This is a genomic window from Novosphingobium sp. Chol11, from assembly GCF_945870625.1.
Classification (GTDB): Bacteria; Pseudomonadota; Alphaproteobacteria; order Sphingomonadales; family Sphingomonadaceae; genus Novosphingobium.
This window is the reverse complement of the sequence record NZ_CAMBTS010000051.1, coordinates 1-19,235: the sequence shown is the minus strand read 5'-3', so window position 1 is coordinate 19,235 and position 19,235 is coordinate 1. Positions and strand designations below refer to the sequence as shown.

Annotated in this window: 19 protein-coding genes; 13 read left to right on the top strand and 6 right to left on the bottom strand. The window is 61.3% G+C overall.

Going from position 1 to position 19,235, the window contains the following annotated elements; genetic code table 11:
• Both Q0O40_RS09680 and rho read left to right on the top strand, forming a co-directional pair.
• Positions 1–330: CopD family protein (locus Q0O40_RS09680; protein ID WP_295529096.1), on the top strand; the 330-nt coding region annotated here is incomplete at its 5' end.
• Between the two features lie 219 nt (positions 331–549).
• On the top strand, positions 550–1,806 hold the full coding sequence (rho, locus tag Q0O40_RS09675) for a transcription termination factor Rho (protein WP_295529099.1): 1,257 nt from the start codon (positions 550–552) through the stop codon (positions 1,804–1,806).
• 57 nt (positions 1,807–1,863) lie between these two features.
• Here rho and Q0O40_RS09670 read toward each other — a convergent pair whose 3' ends face one another.
• A complete protein-coding gene (locus Q0O40_RS09670) occupies positions 1,864–2,256 on the bottom strand; it encodes a nuclear transport factor 2 family protein (protein ID WP_295529097.1) in 393 nt (130 codons plus the stop codon).
• 5 nt (positions 2,257–2,261) lie between these two features.
• Positions 2,262–2,960 carry a dienelactone hydrolase family protein gene (locus Q0O40_RS09665; protein ID WP_295529094.1) on the bottom strand — a complete coding sequence of 233 codons (699 nt, stop codon included), beginning with the start codon at positions 2,958–2,960 and terminating at the stop codon, positions 2,262–2,264.
• Positions 2,961–3,102: 142 nt separating this feature from the next.
• Between Q0O40_RS09665 and Q0O40_RS09660 the strand changes: the two genes are divergently transcribed.
• The 9 genes from Q0O40_RS09660 (at position 3,103) to Q0O40_RS09620 (ending at position 12,732) form a co-directional block, all read left to right on the top strand.
• Positions 3,103–3,366, top strand: coding sequence for a DUF6489 family protein (locus Q0O40_RS09660; RefSeq protein ID WP_295529092.1), 264 nt, complete (start codon positions 3,103–3,105; stop codon positions 3,364–3,366).
• 47 nt (positions 3,367–3,413) lie between these two features.
• Positions 3,414–4,706, top strand: a complete 1,293-nt coding sequence (mnmE, locus tag Q0O40_RS09655; RefSeq protein WP_295529091.1) for a tRNA uridine-5-carboxymethylaminomethyl(34) synthesis GTPase MnmE — start codon at positions 3,414–3,416, stop codon at positions 4,704–4,706.
• Between the two features lie 64 nt (positions 4,707–4,770).
• Entirely contained in the window at positions 4,771–6,621 is a 1,851-nt protein-coding gene (gene mnmG / locus Q0O40_RS09650; protein WP_295529089.1) for a tRNA uridine-5-carboxymethylaminomethyl(34) synthesis enzyme MnmG, read from the top strand.
• Between the two features lie 80 nt (positions 6,622–6,701).
• Complete coding sequence (rsmG, locus tag Q0O40_RS09645) at positions 6,702–7,298, top strand: 16S rRNA (guanine(527)-N(7))-methyltransferase RsmG (protein ID WP_367183737.1); 597 nt, start codon at positions 6,702–6,704, stop codon at positions 7,296–7,298.
• Positions 7,295–8,071 (top strand): AAA family ATPase, encoded by a 777-nt coding sequence (locus Q0O40_RS09640; protein ID WP_295529085.1) that lies wholly within the window; start codon positions 7,295–7,297, stop codon positions 8,069–8,071. Before rsmG ends, Q0O40_RS09640 begins: the two co-directional genes overlap by 4 nt.
• Positions 8,068–9,024 carry a ParB/RepB/Spo0J family partition protein gene (locus tag Q0O40_RS09635; protein ID WP_295529084.1) on the top strand — a complete coding sequence of 319 codons (957 nt, stop codon included), beginning with the start codon at positions 8,068–8,070 and terminating at the stop codon, positions 9,022–9,024. Before Q0O40_RS09640 ends, Q0O40_RS09635 begins: the two co-directional genes overlap by 4 nt.
• 110 nt (positions 9,025–9,134) lie before the next feature.
• Positions 9,135–10,289: an acyl-CoA dehydrogenase family protein gene (locus Q0O40_RS09630; RefSeq protein ID WP_295529082.1), complete on the top strand. Its 1,155-nt coding sequence runs from the start codon at positions 9,135–9,137 to the stop codon at positions 10,287–10,289.
• A 370-nt stretch (positions 10,290–10,659) separates the two neighbouring features.
• Complete coding sequence (locus Q0O40_RS09625; protein WP_295529080.1) at positions 10,660–11,640, top strand: hypothetical protein; 981 nt, start codon at positions 10,660–10,662, stop codon at positions 11,638–11,640.
• A 33-nt stretch (positions 11,641–11,673) separates the two neighbouring features.
• Entirely contained in the window at positions 11,674–12,732 is a 1,059-nt protein-coding gene (locus Q0O40_RS09620) for a CAP domain-containing protein (protein ID WP_295529077.1), read from the top strand.
• Positions 12,733–12,750: 18 nt separating this feature from the next.
• On the opposite strand, the gene Q0O40_RS09615 is transcribed toward Q0O40_RS09620, so the two are convergent.
• Together Q0O40_RS09615 and Q0O40_RS09610 are read right to left on the bottom strand one after the other, a co-directional pair.
• Positions 12,751–13,533: a glycine zipper 2TM domain-containing protein gene (locus Q0O40_RS09615; protein ID WP_295529075.1), complete on the bottom strand. Its 783-nt coding sequence runs from the start codon at positions 13,531–13,533 to the stop codon at positions 12,751–12,753.
• A 147-nt stretch (positions 13,534–13,680) separates the two neighbouring features.
• Positions 13,681–14,163 (bottom strand): GAF domain-containing protein, encoded by a 483-nt coding sequence (locus Q0O40_RS09610; protein ID WP_295529073.1) that lies wholly within the window; start codon positions 14,161–14,163, stop codon positions 13,681–13,683.
• Positions 14,164–14,287: 124 nt separating this feature from the next.
• On the opposite strand from Q0O40_RS09610, the gene Q0O40_RS09605 reads away from it, so the two are divergent.
• The gene (locus tag Q0O40_RS09605) at positions 14,288–15,748 is read left to right on the top strand and encodes a sorbosone dehydrogenase family protein (RefSeq protein ID WP_295529071.1); all 1,461 of its coding nucleotides are present in this window, start codon (positions 14,288–14,290) and stop codon (positions 15,746–15,748) included.
• Between the two features lie 7 nt (positions 15,749–15,755).
• Here the strand turns inward: Q0O40_RS09605 and Q0O40_RS09600 are convergent, their stop codons facing one another.
• Positions 15,756–16,577 carry a DUF815 domain-containing protein gene (locus Q0O40_RS09600; protein ID WP_295529069.1) on the bottom strand — a complete coding sequence of 274 codons (822 nt, stop codon included), beginning with the start codon at positions 16,575–16,577 and terminating at the stop codon, positions 15,756–15,758.
• Positions 16,574–18,295 (bottom strand): acyl-CoA dehydrogenase family protein, encoded by a 1,722-nt coding sequence (locus Q0O40_RS09595; protein WP_295529067.1) that lies wholly within the window; start codon positions 18,293–18,295, stop codon positions 16,574–16,576. Before Q0O40_RS09595 ends, Q0O40_RS09600 begins: the two co-directional genes overlap by 4 nt.
• Before the next feature lie 47 nt (positions 18,296–18,342).
• Here Q0O40_RS09595 and Q0O40_RS09590 point away from each other — a divergent pair.
• Positions 18,343–19,235: L-threonylcarbamoyladenylate synthase (locus Q0O40_RS09590; protein ID WP_295529065.1), on the top strand; the 893-nt coding region annotated here is incomplete at its 3' end.

Genomic DNA, 19,235 nt, shown 5'->3' with positions numbered 1-19,235 from the left:
GAAGCTGCTCAGGGCTCTCCTGAGAACGCAGTGTGGATGGATCGTGAAGCTAAGCTCCTGAAAATCATCATGTGGCCTGCGCTGGTAGTGGTTTGGGTGCTTGGACTGGCATTGGCTGTCAGCGGCGAATGGGTTGGATCAGGCTGGCTTACGGCTAAAATCGGCCTTGTCATGGCGCTAACCGCCTACCACGTTTGGCTTGCTGGCTATGCGCAAAGGCTCGCGGCCGGGCAGCGGACTTTAAGTGGCCGCAATCTTCGGCTACTCAACGAGGTGCCCGGGATAGCGACCGTTCTGATCGTTATTCTGGTGATCGTGAAGCCATTTTGATCGTTGGCCGTTTTTAACGATGATGGGTCTTCATCAGGGTGTTGGCGGTTCCTTGATTGTCCTTGATTGACGGGTTCGGCGCAGAGGCTTATGCGGTTTGCTTGACGATACGATTTGCGTCTGGTGCCATTCACTGCGCACCACCGAAGGTCTGCTTTCCCCAAGCCCTGTGACCTTTTCACTGATTTTTCTTTCCTGAATTTGGAAACCAAAACGACAATGCATCTGAAAGAACTCAAGAGAAAGAAACCCGCTGAGCTCGTCGAAATGGCGGAGGAGCTTGACGTGGAAGGCGCATCGACCCTTCGCCGTCAGGATTTGATGTTTGCAATCCTTAAGGAAGTGGCGGAAGATGGCGAGGAGATCCTTGGCATTGGCACGATCGAGGTCATGCTCGACGGATTCGGTTTTTTGCGCAGCCCTGAAGCGAACTACCTTGCCGGGCCTGATGATATCTACGTGTCGCCTAATCAGGTTCGAAAGTGGGGGTTGCGCACTGGCGATACCGTTGAAGGTGAAATTCGCGCGCCGAAGGATGGTGAGCGCTACTTTGCGATAACCAGGTTAATCAAGGTCAACTTCGACGATCCCGAGGCTGTGCGCCATCGCGTCAATTTCGATAATTTGACCCCGCTCTATCCCAATGAGCGGCTTCGCCTCGATACGCTCGATCCGACTGTCAAGGACAAGTCGGCGCGGGTGATCGACCTAGTTAGTCCGCAAGGGAAGGGTCAGCGCGCATTGATTGTCGCTCCCCCGCGCACTGGCAAGACGGTTCTTCTGCAGAACATGGCTAAGGCCATCACTGATAACCATCCGGAAGTTTTTCTGCTGGTGTTGCTCGTGGATGAACGGCCGGAAGAAGTGACCGACATGCAGCGTTCGGTGAAAGGTGAGGTGATTTCCTCGACATTCGACGAGCCCGCCAGTCGGCACGTTCAGGTTGCCGAGATGGTGATCGAAAAGGCCAAGCGGCTGGTTGAACACAAGCGTGACGTGGTTATCCTGCTCGATTCTATTACCCGGCTTGGCCGCGCTTACAACACCGTCGTGCCGTCATCGGGCAAGGTGTTGACAGGCGGTGTGGACGCGAATGCACTGCAGCGGCCCAAGCGCTTTTTTGGTGCTGCACGCAACATCGAGGAGGGTGGCTCGCTGTCAATCATTGCGACTGCACTGATCGATACAGGCAGCCGTATGGACGAAGTGATCTTCGAAGAATTCAAGGGCACCGGTAACTCAGAAATCGTGCTCGACCGCAAGATTGCGGACAAGCGCATTTTTCCCGCGCTCGATGTTGGCAAATCAGGCACGCGCAAAGAAGAGTTGTTGGTTCCCAAGGACCAGCTTTCAAAAATGTGGGTTCTGCGCCGTATTCTTATGCAGATGGGTACCGTTGACGCGATGGAGTTCTTGCTCGACAAGATGAAGGAATCAAAGTCCAACGAGGATTTTTTCGCGACGATGAACCAGTGAACTAGCTGATCGTGTTCGTCCGCCGCTCTTTATGGGCAGCGGACGAAGCTTGGTGGATTATGCTTTTGTAGACTGAAGCTGGGCGGCCATTGCTTCCCACACCTTGTTCATGGCCTTGAGCGGTCGGACCATCACCTTGAAATCGATGATTTTTCCATCCGAGTTCCAGGTGATGAGATCGATCCCATTGACCATGACACCGTCCATTTCGGTAACGAACTCAAGGCAGGCATGGTCTCCATCAACTAGTTCCCGCGTATAACGAAAGCTACCGTTACCCAGTGTTTGGCTGGCGGCACCCAAGTAGGCCATGACTGTCGTTTTGCCGGCTTGCGGTGTATGCACAACGGGCGAATGGAATACCGCATCCTCGGCTAGCAGGTCTGACAGCAAGGCAGAATCGCCGCCGCGATCCATGTATGTATGCCAGCGCTGGTGACCTGGATGCATAGCGCTCACGCCAAATGCTCTGCAAAAAACAGGCGGGTTCGCTCGTCGGCTAACCGGGCACCGACGTCATCACGCCGGCCGCCCATTTCTGCGGCAAATCCGTGGTCGAGACCGGGATAGTCATGCAAAACGACCTTTGTATGTTGGCCAAGACCGGCATGAATGGCGGCTTGCGCCTCGGGGCCGACGAAATGATCGGCAGTCGGAATATGGAGCATTAGCGGATTGGCGATGGCATGCGCTTCGGCGAGCATCTGGTCGATCATCACGCCATAGTAGCCAACGGATGCGTCGATATCCGTTCGCGCCGCCGCCATATAGGCCATGCGACCACCAAGGCAGAACCCGACCAGGCCCACCTTGGGGATGCCCCGCTCTGCGCGGATCCAGCGAATTGCGGCTTCGATATCGTGAACACCAAGATTTGCATCAAACTGCTGGAAGTAACCGAACGCTTCCTGCATTTGCTCAGGCACTTCGGGATCAAGTTCGACTCCCGGCGCAAACCGCCAGAAGACATCGGGAGCCAGCGCAAGGTAGCCCAGTGCCGCCCAGTCATCGCATTTCTTGCGGATACCTGCGTTCACTCCGAAGATTTCGGGCATCACGATAATTGCCGCAGTCGTTTCGTTCTCGGGAGTGGCCTGATAAACTGGAAACTCCTCGTCGCTCTCCCAAGCGGAAATTGAAGTCATCTCGCCCATCGTTACAATCCTCGTTTGCCTGGTTCTCGCCGTTGGGAACGGCGGCTCGTGCACAGTTTGGCCCGCACCATGGACTTTGCCAAGCCCGCATGACAAGTTCGTGGAAGCAGTTCAGGCTGCGTCAGCAGACGAAGGAATCGCTATGAAGGTCAATGTCGAGGTCGATTGCACGCCCGAGGAAGCGCGGCGTTTTCTGGGGCTTCCTGATGTCGCCAAGGCAAACGACGCCTATATCGAAGCCATTGCCAAGGCTATGCAAGGCGCGGGCAATGTCGAACAGCTGCAAGGCTATGCCAAGCAACTGGCCCCGCTCGGCGAATTGGGCGTGAAGCTTTTTCAACAGTTCGTTGAACAGGGCGTGAGCGCAGCATCGGCCGGTTTCAAGTCAGGAAGCGAGAAGAACTAGCAGTCGATGCTTGAGGGCGGCTTGTTTGGGTGCTGATGGCTGCGTTGATGGATGTTGATACGATCTTTGCATTGAGCTCCGGCCGTCCGCCAGCGGCGATTGCCTTGGTGCGCGTGAGTGGTCCGTTGGCAGGTCCGGCCTTGCGCCAGCTAGCTGGCCGACTGCCCGCGCCTCGGCGCGCGTCTTATGCATGGCTGAAGGACCCTGCGTCTGGGCTGGTGCTTGACCGGGCGTTGGTGGTTTGGTTTCCAGGTCCTGCGACTGCGACGGGTGAAGATTGCGCTGAACTCCATTTGCACGGGAGCCGGGCAGTGGTGGCGGCGGTCGAGGACGTGCTTGCGGGACTACCTGGCTTGCGCGCGGCAGAAGCTGGCGAGTTTACCCGGCGGGCCTTCTTGAATGGACGCATCGACCTTGCCGAAGCAGAAGGGCTGGCCGATCTCCTTGAAGCGGAGACCGAATTGCAGCGGCGTGCTGCGTTGGCGATGGCGGGCGGCAGTTTTTCACGATTGATCGATGCGTGGCGTGAACGCTTACTCCGGCTCTCAGCGCAAGTAGAGGCTGCGCTCGACTTCTCTGATGAAGATGACGTGGATGACGGTCGTACATCGGAGTGCGTGGTCAAGTGTGGTGCGTTAGCCGGTGAGATCAGCGAATGGCTGGTGCGGCCACGCGCTGAAGTCCTGCGGGAGGGACTGAGGGTTGTTCTGGCAGGTCCACCTAATGCTGGGAAATCAACGCTATTCAATGTCCTGGTCGGGAGTGAGGCGGCGATTACCGCAGCTAGTCCCGGCACAACGCGGGATGTCCTTGTGCGCTCCGTTGCGCTAGATGGCATTCCATTTTGTTTCGTTGATACTGCCGGCCTGCGTGAGGACAGTGCGGGCGAGGTTGAAGCGGTCGGCATCGCCCGGGCCCGGACCGAGGCTGCGGGGGCTGACGTCGTGCTGTGGCTGGGCGGAAAAGGAGAGGGGCCGGTGGGAGTTCCTGTTTGGGAAGTAACCGCACAGTGTGACCGGCCAGATCGCGTTGGTAAGGTAGGCGCGCATTTCCTGCTTTCAGCTTTGACCGGCGAGGGTGTTGCGGGTTTGCGCGCAGCGCTGGTTGCTCATGCGAGGGGGGCAATGCCGGTCCCTGGCGAAGTCGCGCTGAATGCGCGGCAGCATGAGCATCTTGCATCGGTGCGAAGTGCTCTTGAGGCCGCAACGAGTCTCTTCGATCCGGTACTTGTGGCTGAGTGCCTGCGGTCTGCCCGCAGCGGGCTCGATCGGCTCATGGGGCAGACCGGCACAGAAGACATGCTCGATACGCTGTTCGGCCGGTTCTGCATCGGCAAATGACGATGTTTCACGTGAAACAAGTCGTGCTTTGACGAGAATCGCGCACTGGCGTAGTGCGCCTGCCATGGATATGTTTGATATCATCGTGGTCGGTGGCGGACACGCTGGCGTCGAAGCCGCCGCTGTTGCGGCCCGGATGGGCGCTCTCGTGGCGCTCGTCAGCTTCGATCCGACGAGGATCGGTGCCATGTCGTGCAACCCGGCGATTGGCGGGCTCGGCAAGGGCCATTTGGTCCGCGAGGTTGACGCGTTCGACGGCATCCTGGCCCGCGCGGCGGATTGCGCCGCGATCCATTACCGCATGCTTAACCGGTCCAAGGGTAGCGCGGTTCAAGGTCCGCGCATCCAAGCCGATCGTCGCCTTTTTCAAGCAGCCGTGCAGCGCATGGTTAAGCTGCAAGCTGGCCTGACCGTGATTGGCGGCGAAGTTGCCGGCTTGCGGATTACGTGCGGCGAGGTTGCCGGCGTGGACCTTGCTGACGGCACAGAGCTCGGCGGGCGAGCTGTAGTTCTGTGTACGGGCACGTTTCTCGGCGGACGGTTGTTTCGGGGCGAGGAGCGCATGGAAGGCGGCCGGATCGGCGAGAACTCGGCGCACCGGCTGGCGGCGCAGCTGCGGAGTGCCGCATTGCCGCTCGCGCGGCTAAAGACCGGTACTCCGCCGCGGCTCGACGGCCGTACAATTGATTGGGCGCGGTTGGTGGAGCAGGCCAGCGATCCGGACCTCTGGACCATGTCGCCGCTGACACGTCGCCGTTACCGGCCGCAAGTATTTTGTGCGGTGGCGCGGACCAACCACCGGACCCACGATGTGATACGCGGCGGGCTTGATCGCTCGCCGCTGTTCAGCGGCGCGATCGGCGCGCAGGGTCCGCGTTACTGCCCGTCAATTGAGGACAAGATTCACCGGTTCGGCGACCGCGACGGTCATCAGATATTTCTCGAACCTGAAGGGCTCGATGATCACACGATCTATCCTAATGGCGTCTCGACGTCATTGCCGGTCGATGTTCAGTGGGCGATGATGCGCTCGATCGAGGGCTTGGAGGCAGTTGACATTATAGAGCCGGGCTATGCTGTCGAGTATGATCACATTGATCCGCGCGCGTTGCGGCGTAGCCTAGAAGTGAAGGCGATCCCGGGGCTTTACTGCGCGGGCCAGATCAATGGCACCACGGGCTACGAGGAGGCGGCGGCACAAGGGCTGATCGCGGGCATGCATGCCGCCGGTTCTGTGCTTGATCGGGCCGTGGTGCCGCTTGATCGCGCCATGAGCTACATGGCAGTCATGGTCGATGATCTTACGCTTCATGGCGTCACGGAACCCTATCGGATGCTCACTGGGCGCGCGGAATACCGGCTGCAACTGCGAGCAAACAACGCGAGCACGCGGCTAACTGGCCTCGCGATTTCAGCGGGCTGTGTGGGTCAGGACCGGCGCCAGTGGTTTGAAGTCCGGCAGGAAGCCCGCGCGAAGCTCGAGGAAGCGCTTGAGGTTGAGGCAACCGGAGCCGATCTGGCCGAAGTCAGCATTGCGGTGAAGGCAGACGGGGTGCGACGCCCGTTGGCAGAATGGCTGCGCTTTCCGGAAGTAACGTTCGCGCGCCTCGCGCCGCTGATCGGCATGGTCGATGCAGACCCCGGTCTTTTGGAAGAGATTGAGGAGGATGCTGTTTACGCGCCATATCTGGCGAGGCAGCAGGCGGCGCTGCGCGATCTGCGCGCCAGCGATATGGTTCCACTTGGCGCAGGGTTTCCATTTGAACAAGTACCCGGTCTCTCGCGCGAGATGGTCGAGCGGTTGGCGCACGCCGAGCCAGATACATTGGCAACGGCGGGGCGGATTGCCGGGATAACGCCTGCGGCGCTGGCCAGCCTCTTGGTCCACGCGCGCCGCCGACAGATGGCGTCATGATTTGCGGGGAATCTGAGGCAAAGCATTGGCTCCGCCAGACGCTTGGCGTTGATGATGCAGGCCTGATGCGGCTTGCGCGCTTGGCCGAATTGCTCCTTGAGGCGAGCAGTCAGCAGAATCTTGTCGCCAAAAGCACGTTGCCGCATATCTGGCAGCGGCACATCGCCGACAGCGCCCAGCTTTTGCATGTTTCACGTGAAACATTGCCGCCAGGTGCCTGGCTCGATCTTGGTACCGGCGCGGGGTTTCCAGGCTTGGTGGTCGCCGCGTTGCAGCCTGAAAGGCGGGTGACCCTTGTCGATTCGCGGCGCCTGCGGACTTCCTGGCTGACGCAGGCTTGCTCGCAGCTCGGGCTAGACCGGGTCGAAGTCGTTACCGCCCGCGTCGAGGATTTGCCGGATGCCAAGTGGGAGGTGATCTCCGCGCGCGCGTTCGCGCCTCTCGAAGAACTGCTGGCGCTATCAGCGCGTTTTTCCACACGTGAAACACTTTGGCTGTTGCCGAAAGGTGCGAAAGCAGCGCATGAGTTAGCGACACTGCCCCCGCAATGGGACCATATGTTTCACGTGGAACAATCGCTGACCAATCCCGCAGCCGGTATCATCATCGGGCGACTGCTCGAAGGTGCAAGCGCACCTGCAATTTCGCGCCGTTTTCACCGAGGTCGCAACCGATGATTACCATCGCCATCGCGAACCAGAAGGGCGGGGTGGGCAAAACAACCACCGCGATCAACATCGCCACCGCCCTCGCGGCCACGGGTTGGAAGGTCCTGCTGATTGATCTCGATCCGCAGGGCAATGCTTCAACCGGAATTGGCGTAAACGCGGCCGATCGCAAATACTCATCTTATGACCTAGTGATCGAACAGGCGAGTGTCGCGACCTGCGCCATTCCTACGCGGATACCCGGGCTCGATATCATCCCGGCAACGGTCGATCTGTCCGGGGCGGAAGTCGAACTGGTCAGCATGGAAGACCGCACTGGCAAGCTGCGCACTGCATTGGCGAAAGATGGTGGGCACGAGATTTGTCTGATTGATTGCCCGCCCTCGCTTGGCCTGCTCACGCTGAACGCGCTTACGGCTGCAGATACCTTGCTTGTTCCCTTGCAATGCGAATTTTTTGCGCTCGAAGGATTGAGCCAGCTTCTGCAAACGGTCGAGCGCGTGCAAGAACGCTTCAATCCGGATCTTGGGATCCTTGGCATCGTTCTGACCATGTATGACCGCCGCAATCGGCTGACCGATCAAGTCGCCGAGGATGTCCGCTCATGCCTTAATGACCTCGTGTTCGAAGCCGTGATCCCGCGCAACGTGCGCTTGTCTGAAGCGCCCAGCCATGGGTTGCCCGCGTTAATCTATGATCATGCTTGCTCGGGCTCACAGGCGTATATCAAACTTGCGCGTGAGTTGATCGGCCGATTGCCCGCGCAGAGGAAAGCCGCATGAGCGGCGAGGAGGCGACGGTTAAGTTGGTGCCTCCGGCCAAGCGGGCGGCGCTTGGCCGCGGCCTCGGAGCATTGCTGGGCGAGACACGGCGCGAAGAGGCTGTGTCGCGCATCTCGGCGCGCGCGTCTGACGAGGTGATGGTGGTCCCGCGTATCACCGGCATGGCCATATTGCCCGTGGCCGAGATCGAGCCTCATCCTGATCAGCCGCGACGCCACTTCGACGAGGAGGCGCTGGAAGAGCTGGCGCGGTCGATCGCCGCGCGGGGAATGATTCAGCCTGTCGTCGTGCGGCCACTGGGCCCGGGCCGCTATCAGCTCGTCGCGGGCGAGCGACGCTGGCGGGCCGCGCAGCGCGCGCGTCTGCATGAAATTCCAGTCATTGTTCGAGACCTCGATGATCGAGAGGTCACCGCGCTGGCGCTGATTGAGAATCTGCAACGCGAGGATCTGAACCCGATTGAAGAAGCGCGTGCATATCACCGTCTGTCCGAGCAAGATGGGCTGACCCAGCAGGACATCGCGACGTTCGTCGACAAGTCGCGCAGCCATGTCGCCAATCTGATGCGTCTGCTCAGCCTGCCTGACGTCGTCCTCGATATGGTCCAGGATGGCGCGCTTTCAATGGGCCATGCCCGCGCCCTGACCGTTGTGCCCGATCCATTGCCGATTGCACGCGAAGTGATCGCCAAAGGTCTTTCGGTCCGCGATACCGAGCGGCTGGCCAAGCGGGCCACGCGCCCTGAAACAGCGCCCCGGCGCGCGCGCGCGGTTCGTGATCCGGCAGGCTCAGCCGATATCGTGGCGGTGCAGGCCCATCTTGAGGAGTTTCTTGGTCTCAAGGTGACCATCAACACTGATGCCGATCCCCGGACGGGCACGGTGACCATCCGGTATACCACGCTTGATCAGCTCGATCTGATTTGCCAGCGCCTCACTGGTGGGGCGATCTGACCGCCTGGCCCGAAAGGGTGTTAATCGATCGATTAATTTTGGGTTGACCGGGCCGCCTTGGATTGCTTATCGTGGTGGGGATAATCTAAACCAACCCGGAGGGTGCGCCTATGTCGCTCGATCTCATTCCCCGCAGCGCCTATAACGAAGACCATCAAGCCTTTCGGGAAACAGTCCGCCGCTTTCTGGAAACCGAAGTGGCTCCGCATGGCGCGGAATGGGCCGAGGCCGGGATCGTGCCTAAGGCGATCTGGCCCAAAGCAGGCGAGCTGGGCATGCTCTGTCCCACTGTTCCAGAGGAATTTGGCGGGCTCGGCCTTGATTTTGGCTACAACGCAATCGTCGATGAGGAAAGCGCGTACTATGGCCGCGTCACAACCGGCTTCTCGCTGCAGTCCGACATCGTGGTCAACTATCTGGTGTCTTACGGCTCGGACGAGCAGAAGCGCAAATGGCTGCCGAAAATGGTTTCAGGCGAAGTGATCACCGCGATTGCGATGACTGAACCCGGCACTGGGTCCGATCTGCAAAGCATGCGCACCAGCGCCAAGAAGGATGGCAACCATTATGTCATCAACGGTTCCAAGACATACATCACCAACGGCCAGAATGCTGATCTCATTCTGGTGTGCTGCAAGACCGACACGGAGGTGCAGCCTGCGTGGAAGGGTGTCTCGATCGTGCTGGTAGAGGCTGACCGTGAGGGCTTCCAGCGCGGCCGAAACCTCGACAAGATCGGGATGGACGAGGCCGATACCTCTGAACTGTTCTTCAACGATGTGCGCGTGCCGATCACCAATTGCCTCGGCGAAGAGGGCAAGGGCTTTATCTATCTGATGAGTGAACTGCCGCAAGAACGGCTCTCGATCGCGGTCTCGGCGCAGGCCGGTGCGCAGCGCGCGTTTGACGATACGGTGGAGTTCACCCGCGAGCGCAAGGCTTTCGGTAAGCCGATCCTTGATTTCCAGAATACGCGTTTCGTGCTGGCCGATCTCAAGTCCAAGCTGCAAGTGGGCTGGGCGCATCTCGATTGGGCGCTTGCCCGGCACCTTAAGCGCGAGCTGACCGCCGAGGAAGGTGCGGCGGCCAAGCTTTGGCACACTGAACTGCAGTGGGAAATCATGGACAAGTGCCTGCAGCTACACGGCGGAGCAGGCTATATGAACGAGTATGCGATTGCCCGCGCCTGGCGCGGCGCACGCGTCACGCGCATCTTCGGCGGCACCAGCGAGATCATGAAGGAACTGATCGGCCGCAAGCTCTAAGGTAGCGCCGCCTAGAACCCAAGCTGTTGCAAAAGGGCCTCTCCGGGAAACCGGCGGGGCCTTTTTCTGTTGGTTTGGCCTTGCTTGCAGACCGGAGCCGTCAGGTAAGCCCAAGCCGAGCGTAGGGAGGACAGCGCTGCACGGGGCACGCTGTAAACTCCGCTTCAAAAACTTTGTTCCGTTTCGAAGAAAATATTTTCCTAATTCGTAAAACAACGTATCCAGTTCGGAATTATCTGCGAATTGTTTCCCGAACATGGAAATAAATATGACACAAAGTGGCAAACAATTACTTTATGTTAACCAATTAAACGCGAATTCTTTAACTAATTTGCGACGGGCGGCCATATTTTTTCTATCAACCAATCTGATGATTTTTCCCATCGCGGCTATCGCAGCCGACCGCGGCATGTGCCGCGCGCTACCCTTTGCATCAGGCACGATGCTCCATGACAGCTACCGGCTCAACGACACGGCGCTCAAGGGCCCTGCCGCTGCTCTCCCGTATCGCTATGCCGATGATGATCAGGTAGGCTCGGCAAGCGACATTGCTATGGCCCGCGCACAGGTGGAGCGCATCGTGCGCGTGAGCGGCCTCGAAATGAACTTCGTGCTGATCGCCACCTCAACCACCCCCGCTTCCGCCCAAGTCGATAACGGACAGCGAATCATCATGTTCGATCCGCGCTTCATGGCGCGGGTTGCCAATGCCGCCTGCCCCGATTGGGGGGCGATGAGCGTGATTGCCCATGAGGTCGGCCACCATCTGGCAGGCCATACGATTCGTGCCGCGACATCTCCATGGAAGGACGAAGTCGAGGCGGACGAGTTCTCGGGCTTCGTGCTGGCCCGTCTCGGTGCAAGTCTGGTGGATGCCACGAGCGCGGCCGCCGCCATTCTGCCCGAAGCTTCGACACGGAGCCATCCCGGCCGTGCAGACCGGCTGAAGGCCATTACCTATGGCTGGCAGAATGCGCATGCGCAGGAAACAACCGAGCTTCGTGTTTCACGGAACGATCACCGGATCACCCCGCAGCCGCAGCTGAATTTCGTCGCTCAACCAGTGCATGCGCGAGCCAATCGCAGCCAGTTCGTCTCGCGCATGATCCTCTATGGCGACAAGCTGGATTACTACGTCGACGAAAGCGCCCGGATCGTGGGGTACGACGGCCAGACCCATCCCATCGGCGAGAAAGCCGCCGCTACCACCGCCAGCTTCGCTTGGGTCTTTCGCGCCCAGAATGTCGAATACCAAGTTGATTTTTCAGGCAAGGTCTACACCCGCCTGCCTAGCGGCCAGCTGCGGGAAGTCGGAGTCGTTACCGCAATGACGCCGCCCGCAGCGCGCTGACCCATGGCCTCTGTTTGGCATGCAATCCGGACGATGGCAGTGTCGCTCACGCTGATGCTGGCCATGGTGAGCCCGGCCCACGGGCAAGTCATGGAGACGATCTCCAGCTCGATCGAAGAGATCGAGGTGATCGATACACCAGGCGATGATGCCGACTTTGGCCCGGACCTTCACCAAGACCTTGACCCGGGCCCTGACCCCAGCATTGCCCCCGTCCTTGTCGTGCCTGGCAGCCCTGATCGCCGGAAGGAGTCGCCCAGTCTCTACAGTTCTGAACCGAACGTTGCGCGGTGCGAGTCGGGTACGCTGCGCAACGACGCCAGGGCCGGCTTTGTCCAAGCCCTAAACGCCGAACGCGCCCGCCATGGCCTTGCGGCGGTGGCCTATGACGCGGCCTGGGATCAAGAAACCGCGGCCGCTGCGCTGATCATGGCAGCCAATACGGCGCTCAGCCATGCGCCGCCGTCGTCTTGGCGGTGTTGGACGGCATTGGGCGCGCGCGGCGCCGGCAGTTCAAATCTACTCCTCAACACGGCATCCGGCAATGCGGCTCCCGCCGATGATGCCGGGCTCTTAGCGCAATGGCTGATCGAAGGCGGCGGCGACGAACTGGGACATCGCCGTTGGATCCTTGATCCCTATCTGGCCCGCACCACGCTGGGACGCGTGACGCAAGCCTTGGGGGATGGCAGTCGTATCGATGCGGCAGTCATGAAGGTGTTCGATTTTTCCGGCGGAGATCGGCTTCCGGCAAAAATGCCTGCATTCATCGCCTGGCCTCAGGGTGCCTATCCCCGGAGCCATTTCTCCCCGGCCGCGCGCCTCTCGTTTACGGTTGTGACGGGCAGGCCAGGCTCAGGCGATGACGCTGCTGTCGACTTCTCACGAGCACATGTCACCGTCAGCGATGGGGGGCACCCCCTTGCTGTCAGCGCCCTGGCGGGCGACAACGACGCCTATGGCGCCGCTAACTGCCTGTCGTGGCGCGTGGCGGGGCTGCAGACGGGCAGGCGCTATGACGTGACGGTCAGCGGCGTCTCCGGGGCGCCGCGAAGCCGCTACGATTACGATTTCACGATCGAGCCAGGTTGAAGCAGGGAAGATTTCAGCTCAACTTCCCGAGGGGAGCCTGACGCGCTTGTCGTGAACCACAGGGCGACGGGGCGGCGCATAGCGGCGGCGCAACGGCACATTGACGTATTCGTAAGTGACGGTGCGCGTTTCGGTGCACGGCCCGGATGCCTGAGCGACGGCCTGGGGCACAACCTGCGGGGCGCCGGCCGGAACCATCACGTAGCCCATCGGCGCATACTGATAGCCATAGCCGTAAGCGGGCGGGGCATAGGCCACTCCGGGTGCCGATTGGTAGACAGGTGCCGTTTGATAGGCGCCAACTGGTGGAAGGTATCCCATCGTCGGCGTCGATCTGGCCCAATAGTCTGCGCATTCTTCCTCACGCGCCCTTTCGCGCGCGCGGTTTTCGGCCTTGCTGATGGCGGTTCCTGCGACCGCGCCCACGGCTGCGCCGGCGACTGTGCCCAGCGCCCGGTTGCCTGAAGCGACTTGGTTGCCGATCACACCGCCAACAACGCCGCCGATTAAAGCACCGCCGATGTTGCTGCCAGCGCGGCCGTCCCTGCGGCAGCGCTCGGCCAAAGCAGCATCGGAGGGGTCGGTCTGCACTGGATAGGCGCCCGGAGGTGCAGGCACATAGCCATAAGCCGGGGCGGCGGGCGTCCATTGCCCTCGCCACACGCCGTTTTCCCAGTGCCCTTGCCAGACCCCTGGCGCGGTTGTGGTCGCGGGGGCGCCCGGTTGGGCCTCCGCCAGTCCGGGAAGCAGGGGGCCGAGCAGAACAGCTGGTGCGATCAGGCCGTGAAGGGGGTGGGCCATGGAAATCCTCTGGGTTGCCGGTGCCGACCCGGGATCGGGCCAACGTGGTAACGTAAACTTTACCATGGGGTTTATCCGCCGACTACGTGCGCATTTGCGCCTGACCCGAATCGGGACAGTCGTCGCCTGCCCCGTGCGGCAGGCCCGTCAGATGCGATCGGCGATCGCGGCGGAGAGCGCTTCGATCCCTGCTGCGTCTTCGGCATCGAAGCGCGCCAGAAGCGGGCTGTCGAGATCGATTACCGCGATGACCCGACCCGCGAGGCGCACCGGCACCACCAGTTCCGAACGACTGGCGCTATCGCAAGCGATATGGCCCGCAAAAGTATGCACATCTTCCACCAACTGGGTCTGGCTCAAAGCGGCGGCGGTTCCGCAAACACCCTGGCCGAGCGCAATCCGGATGCAGGCCGGCTTGCCCCAGAACGGACCGAGGATCAGTTCATTGTTCTGCACACGATAGAATCCGGCCCAGTTGAGCTCGCCGACAAACATGGGGATGAGCGCCGCGATGTTTGCCATGTTGGCGACGGCGTCGGACTCGCCGTCTGTGAGCGCCAAGGCAGCAGCGAGAAGGTCGCGGTAAACGGCGGGTTTTGATTGTCCGTGGACGATGTCGATGCTGAACATGGCCCTGCATAGCGCGCGTCGCGGGGAAAAAGTAGCGTTGCGGGCGCTGCTCAGCCCGAAAAGCCGACGAACCCAGCCATCAAGCCCATTGCTCAAGAGCAGCGCGGTGCTTAGCTGCCGTCCCATGACCTTACTCCGCAAATCTCTCATTGGCCTTGGCCTGTTCATCGTGGCTGGCGGCATCCTTTTCGTTTGGATCATGCAGGGAGATGCGGCGCAACATAGCCTCGCCGAAACATCCGGCCCCAAGCCCGTGCTGGCCGAGCCCGCGCCGCAGATGTACCCGACGCTGGGCATTGCCAAGCCGGTGGGCTGGGCCGTTGGCGAAGCGCCGCTCGCCGCCAAGGGTTTTGCCGTGACCCGCTTTGCCGACAAGCTTGATCATCCGCGCAATGTCTATGTCCTGTCCAATGGCGATGTGATGGTAGCTGAGACCAATGGTCCGCCGCAGCGCGGCCCCGGCGGGATCACCGGGCTGGTCATGGGGTATCTGCTGAGCGCCGCCGGTGCGGGCGATCCCTCGCCCAACAAGATTGTGATTCTGCGAGACGGCAATGGCGACGGCAAGGCCGAGCAGCGCATCGTTATGACCAATCCTGCGCTGGCATCTCCGTTTGGCCTCGCGTTGCGCGAAGGGCGGCTTTACGTTGCCAATCACAATGCAGTGGTTTCGTGGCCATTCGTGCCCGGTCAAACCACGCTGAACGGCGCTCCAGAAAAGCTGATGGACCTTCCTGGCGGCGGCAATCATTGGGTGCGCAATATTCTGTTGAGCCCGGACGGGACCAAGCTTTTTGTCACGGTCGGCTCGTCTTCGAACATTGCCGAAAACGGGATCGCGCTCGAAAAGGGCCGTGCTGCTGTTCACGAGTATGACTTCACCACGAAAAGTGCGCGCGAATTTGCCGGCGGTCTGCGCAATCCCAATGGGCTTGATTGGAACCCGCGCAGTGGCGAGCTTTGGACCACGGTCAACGAGCGCGACATGCTCGGTTCTGATCTGGTGCCTGATTATCTCACCAATGTGCCGCTTGGCGCGCAATATGGCTGGCCCTGGGCCTATTGGAAGAAGAACATCGATTGGCGGGTGAATGAACCCCCGCCCGAATTCCTGCTCGAGTATGTACGCAAACCGGAATATGGATTGGGCGCGCATGTTGCCCCCCTAGGCCTCGCCTTCGCGCGCGGTGGCAACCTTATGGGAGAGCGCTTCGCCAGCGGCGCGTTTATCGCGCGGCATGGGTCGTGGAACCGCAAGCCGCTGTCGGGTTATGATGTGGTATTTGTCCGTTTTGACGATCGCGGCAACGTGCTCGCAAGTCCGCCCGAACCCGTGCTGACCGGATTCCTGACCAAGGACAACAAGGCGCATGGTCGCCCCGCGTGGGTCGCCTTTGCAAAAGACGGCGCGCTGCTTGTCAGTGACGATGTCGGCGGGATAATCTGGCGAGTAACCGCGCCGGGCGCGAAGCCAGCCGCGCCGATCGTCGAGATCGCGTCCACCCCGCTTCCGCAAAAGCCAAAAGAGCCGCGCCAGTTCATCGTGCGCCCTTCTACTGATTCGGACCTCACGAAGCCGCGATAAGGCGTCCTTACAGTCGCTGGCCCGCCCGTCCGGCCAACTCGGTGATGAACTGCCATGCCACCCGGCCCGACCTTGCACCGCGCCGCTTGGCCCAGCCCAGCGCTTCGGTCTCGGTCCAGGCGAGGCCATGATGCGCCGCATATCCCGCCACGATCGCCAGATAATCGTCCTGCGAACAATTGTGAAAACCGAGCGAAAGGCCAAACCGATCCGCCAGCGCAAGGCGATCGTCGATGGCATCGCGCGGATTGATCGGATCATCCTGCTCTGAAAGATGCCGATCGACGATGGCGCGGCGGTTTGAGGTTACTGCGAGGCGGACATTGTCCGGCCGCGCCTCCACCCCGCCTTCAAGCCAAGACCGCAGGCGGCGTGGTTCGTCGCTCGACGCACTGTCAAAGCCAAGATCATCGAGAAACACTAGGAATTGGCGGTCAATCTCGCGCAGTTCGCGCAGCAATGCGGCAAGCCCTGCGTCCGGTGTCGCCTGAACCAGCGCGATGCTTGCCGGATGTTGTTGTTGCACGTTTCGTACAGCGGCGCGCAGCAAGGCTGATTTGCCCATGCCGCGCGCGCCCCAGAGCAGCATGTCGTGCGCTGCAGCGCCGCTTGCCAGCCGCGCCACGTTCTCAACCACTGCCTGCTTCTGGGCATCAATGCCCTGCATAAGACCCAGTTCAGGTGCCATTAGCGCCGCAACAGCGCGCACATTGCCACTTTCCCAGACATAAGCCGGGTGCGACAGCCAGTCGGGCGCACCCGTTGTAGCTGGCAGGCTGCGCTCAAGCGCAGCGGCAATCCGCTCCAGCAAGGAGTCGCTGTGCGTCACCCTACCAGCGCTTCGGTTGGCAGATCATAGAGCAGCGCGGCTCCCGCCATGGCCGCAGCGCCCAGTCCGCGCGCTTCCGGCGCGATTGTGCGGTTGAAAAACATGGTGACGGCGCGCTTTTCGTGCGCACCCGATGCGCGCGCCTGACGCGCCAGTTGCCAACCTGCTACTGCGACTGCGCACATCGTCGTGAACGGCACGCTGCCGGCCAGTTTGTCGTCCAGCGTTGCATCACCGCTCGCCATCCACGATGCCACGGCGGCAGCGTCGCGCGCCAGCGCTACTACTTCGGGTACATCGTCCATCTCGGCAATGATATCCGCGAGCAAAGCCTGCACCACGCCGCCGCTTTCATAGCCCAACTTGCGCGTGACCAGATCGGCGGCCTGAATGCCGTTGGTCCCTTCATAAATCGGCGCAATGCGCGCGTCGCGGTAATGCTGCGCTGCGTCGGTTTCTTCGACAAATCCCATGCCGCCGTGGACCTGAATTCCCAGGCTTGCCACTTCGCAGCCCGCGTCGGTGGCCCAGGCCTTGAGCATCGGCACCAGCACTTCCGCGCGCATTTGCGCTGCCTTGTCGCCCAGCAGACCGCGATCCACTTGTCCCGCGGTGTAATAGAGCAGCGCACGTGATCCTTCGGTCAGCGCGCGCATTTTGAGGATCATTCGGCGCACATCGGGGTGCTCGATGATCGCCACCGGGGTGCGGTCATTGCTGCTCGCGCGGGCGGATTGCACCCGGCCCTGCGCATAGCTGCACGCAGCCTGCAAGGCCCGCTCCGCCACTTGCACGCCTTGGCTGCCAACATTGATGCGGGCCGAGTTCATCATCGTGAACATGGCCTTCAGGCCTTCGTTCTCGTGCCCGACCAGCTCGCCGATGCAATCGTCCTCATCGCCGTAGGTCATCACGCAAGTCGGCGAAACATTGATGCCCAGCTTGTGCTCGATCGAAGCGCAGCGCAGGTCGTTGCGCGCCCCGAGCGAACCATCGGCCTCGACGCGGAACTTCGGCACGATAAACAGCGAGATGCCGCGCGAACCGGCTGGTGCCCCCGGCGTCCGCGCCAGCACAAGGTGAACCACGTTCCGTGCCAGCTCGTGTTCGCCCCAGGTAATGTAGATCTTGGTACCGGCGATCCGGTAGTGTCCGGCGTACGGACCCTCGGTAATCGGTGTTGCCGTCGTCCGCAGCGCGCCGACATCGGAGCCTGCCTGCGGCTCGGTCAGGTTCATCGTGCCCGACCACGCGCCCGAAATCAGGTTGGGGAGAAACCGCGCCTTCTGCGCCTCGCTGCCGTGATGATCCAGTGCCTCAATCGCGCCGACCGTGAGGATCGGCAGCAAGGTGAAGCCCATGTTGGCCGCGCCCAGCGTCTCAAGAACACAAGTGGCCAGCGTGAAGGGCAAGCCCTGACCGCCAAAGTCTGCCGGGCCGGCAATCGAACCCCAACCCTGTTCAACGAATGCGTCGTATGCTGCGGCATAGCCATCAGGCACGCTGACGCTGCCACCAGCCCACCTTGCGCCCTGCTTGTCGCCGATCCGGTTGAGCGGTGCCCATTCACCAGCAGCAAAGGCGCCGATGCCTTCGGCAATTGCTTCAACGAGATCAGGCGTGGCTGCGCTATAGCGCTCGTGGCTGGCCAGCTCGTCGATACCGGCTGAAACGCGCATCGCCAGTATCTGGTCCGCAGTTGGTGCAATGAAGTCCATCTCTTGTTTTCCTTGGCAGCCTCTTCCTTCGCCTATAGCGACAAGTGATGACCGCAATAAAGCCCCCCGTGGTGCTGCCCGCAGATGCATCCGGTATCGCGGCGGCGGCGCGCATTATTCTTGACGACGGAATCGTCGCGGTGCCGACCGAGACGGTCTATGGGCTTGCCGCGCGCGCAGATTGCGAGGCAGCAGTTGCTGCGATTTACCGCGCGAAAGGGCGGCCTGACTTCAATCCGCTGATTGTCCATGTGTCTGATGTCGCGGCGGCCATGCAACTTGCCGTGCTTGATGAGCGGGCGCTGAGCCTGGCGGAGGCTTTCTGGCCCGGGGCACTGACGCTGGTCGTGCCCCGCCGCGCCGACGCTCCGCTCGCTGCGGCAGTCAGCGCAGGCCTGCCGACCATCGCGCTGCGATGTCCCGCTCACCCAGTGATGCAATCCCTGCTGCTTGCTTGCAGACTGCCGCTCGCCGCGCCGTCGGCCAATCGGAGCGGTGCCGTCAGCCCGACTAGCGCGGCGCATGTGGCAACCTCGCTCGGTGCGCGAGTGCCGCTTATTCTGGATGGCGGATCGTGTGCGGACGGTATCGAATCGACCATCGTCGCGCTGCGGCCGGAAGGCGGGTGGGCGCTCTTGCGCCCCGGCCCAATTGGCGAGGTCGATGTTGCACAGCTTCTTGGCAGAGATCCTGAGCACGCCGCGTCGCAGGGGGCCCGCATCGAGGCACCAGGGCAGATCATGAGCCATTATGCGCCGGGCAAGCCCTTGCGGCTCAATGCATGGGTCGCCGATCCCGACGAATTCATGATCGGCTTTGCCGGGATCGGCGGGCAGCTCTCGCTATCGTGCTGCGGCGACCTCGCCGAAGCGGCAGGGCGGCTCTATGCCTGCCTGCATGCAGCGGCTGCTGCTCCGCAGCCGCGCATCGCTGTCGCACC

Bases quoted from the DNA above. Each gene is read 5' to 3' on its own strand.
- rho (WP_295529099.1), top strand. From the start codon at position 550: ATGCATCTGAAAGAACTCAAGAGAAAGAAACCCGCTGAGCTCGTCGAA.
- Q0O40_RS09630 (WP_295529082.1), top strand. From the start codon at position 9,135: ATGTCGCTCGATCTCATTCCCCGCAGCGCCTATAACGAAGACCATCAA.
- Q0O40_RS09605 (WP_295529071.1), top strand. From the start codon at position 14,288: ATGACCTTACTCCGCAAATCTCTCATTGGCCTTGGCCTGTTCATCGTG.
- Q0O40_RS09660 (WP_295529092.1), top strand. From the start codon at position 3,103: ATGAAGGTCAATGTCGAGGTCGATTGCACGCCCGAGGAAGCGCGGCGT.
- Q0O40_RS09665 (WP_295529094.1), bottom strand. From the start codon at position 2,960: ATGGGCGAGATGACTTCAATTTCCGCTTGGGAGAGCGACGAGGAGTTT.
- mnmE (WP_295529091.1), top strand. From the start codon at position 3,414: ATGGATGTTGATACGATCTTTGCATTGAGCTCCGGCCGTCCGCCAGCG.
- Q0O40_RS09635 (WP_295529084.1), top strand. From the start codon at position 8,068: ATGAGCGGCGAGGAGGCGACGGTTAAGTTGGTGCCTCCGGCCAAGCGG.
- Q0O40_RS09615 (WP_295529075.1), bottom strand. From the start codon at position 13,533: ATGGCCCACCCCCTTCACGGCCTGATCGCACCAGCTGTTCTGCTCGGC.
- Q0O40_RS09640 (WP_295529085.1), top strand. From the start codon at position 7,295: ATGATTACCATCGCCATCGCGAACCAGAAGGGCGGGGTGGGCAAAACA.
- Q0O40_RS09620 (WP_295529077.1), top strand. From the start codon at position 11,674: ATGGCAGTGTCGCTCACGCTGATGCTGGCCATGGTGAGCCCGGCCCAC.
- Q0O40_RS09595 (WP_295529067.1), bottom strand. From the start codon at position 18,295: ATGGACTTCATTGCACCAACTGCGGACCAGATACTGGCGATGCGCGTT.
- Q0O40_RS09610 (WP_295529073.1), bottom strand. From the start codon at position 14,163: ATGTTCAGCATCGACATCGTCCACGGACAATCAAAACCCGCCGTTTAC.
- Q0O40_RS09625 (WP_295529080.1), top strand. From the start codon at position 10,660: ATGATTTTTCCCATCGCGGCTATCGCAGCCGACCGCGGCATGTGCCGC.
- Q0O40_RS09670 (WP_295529097.1), bottom strand. From the start codon at position 2,256: ATGCATCCAGGTCACCAGCGCTGGCATACATACATGGATCGCGGCGGC.
- mnmG (WP_295529089.1), top strand. From the start codon at position 4,771: ATGGATATGTTTGATATCATCGTGGTCGGTGGCGGACACGCTGGCGTC.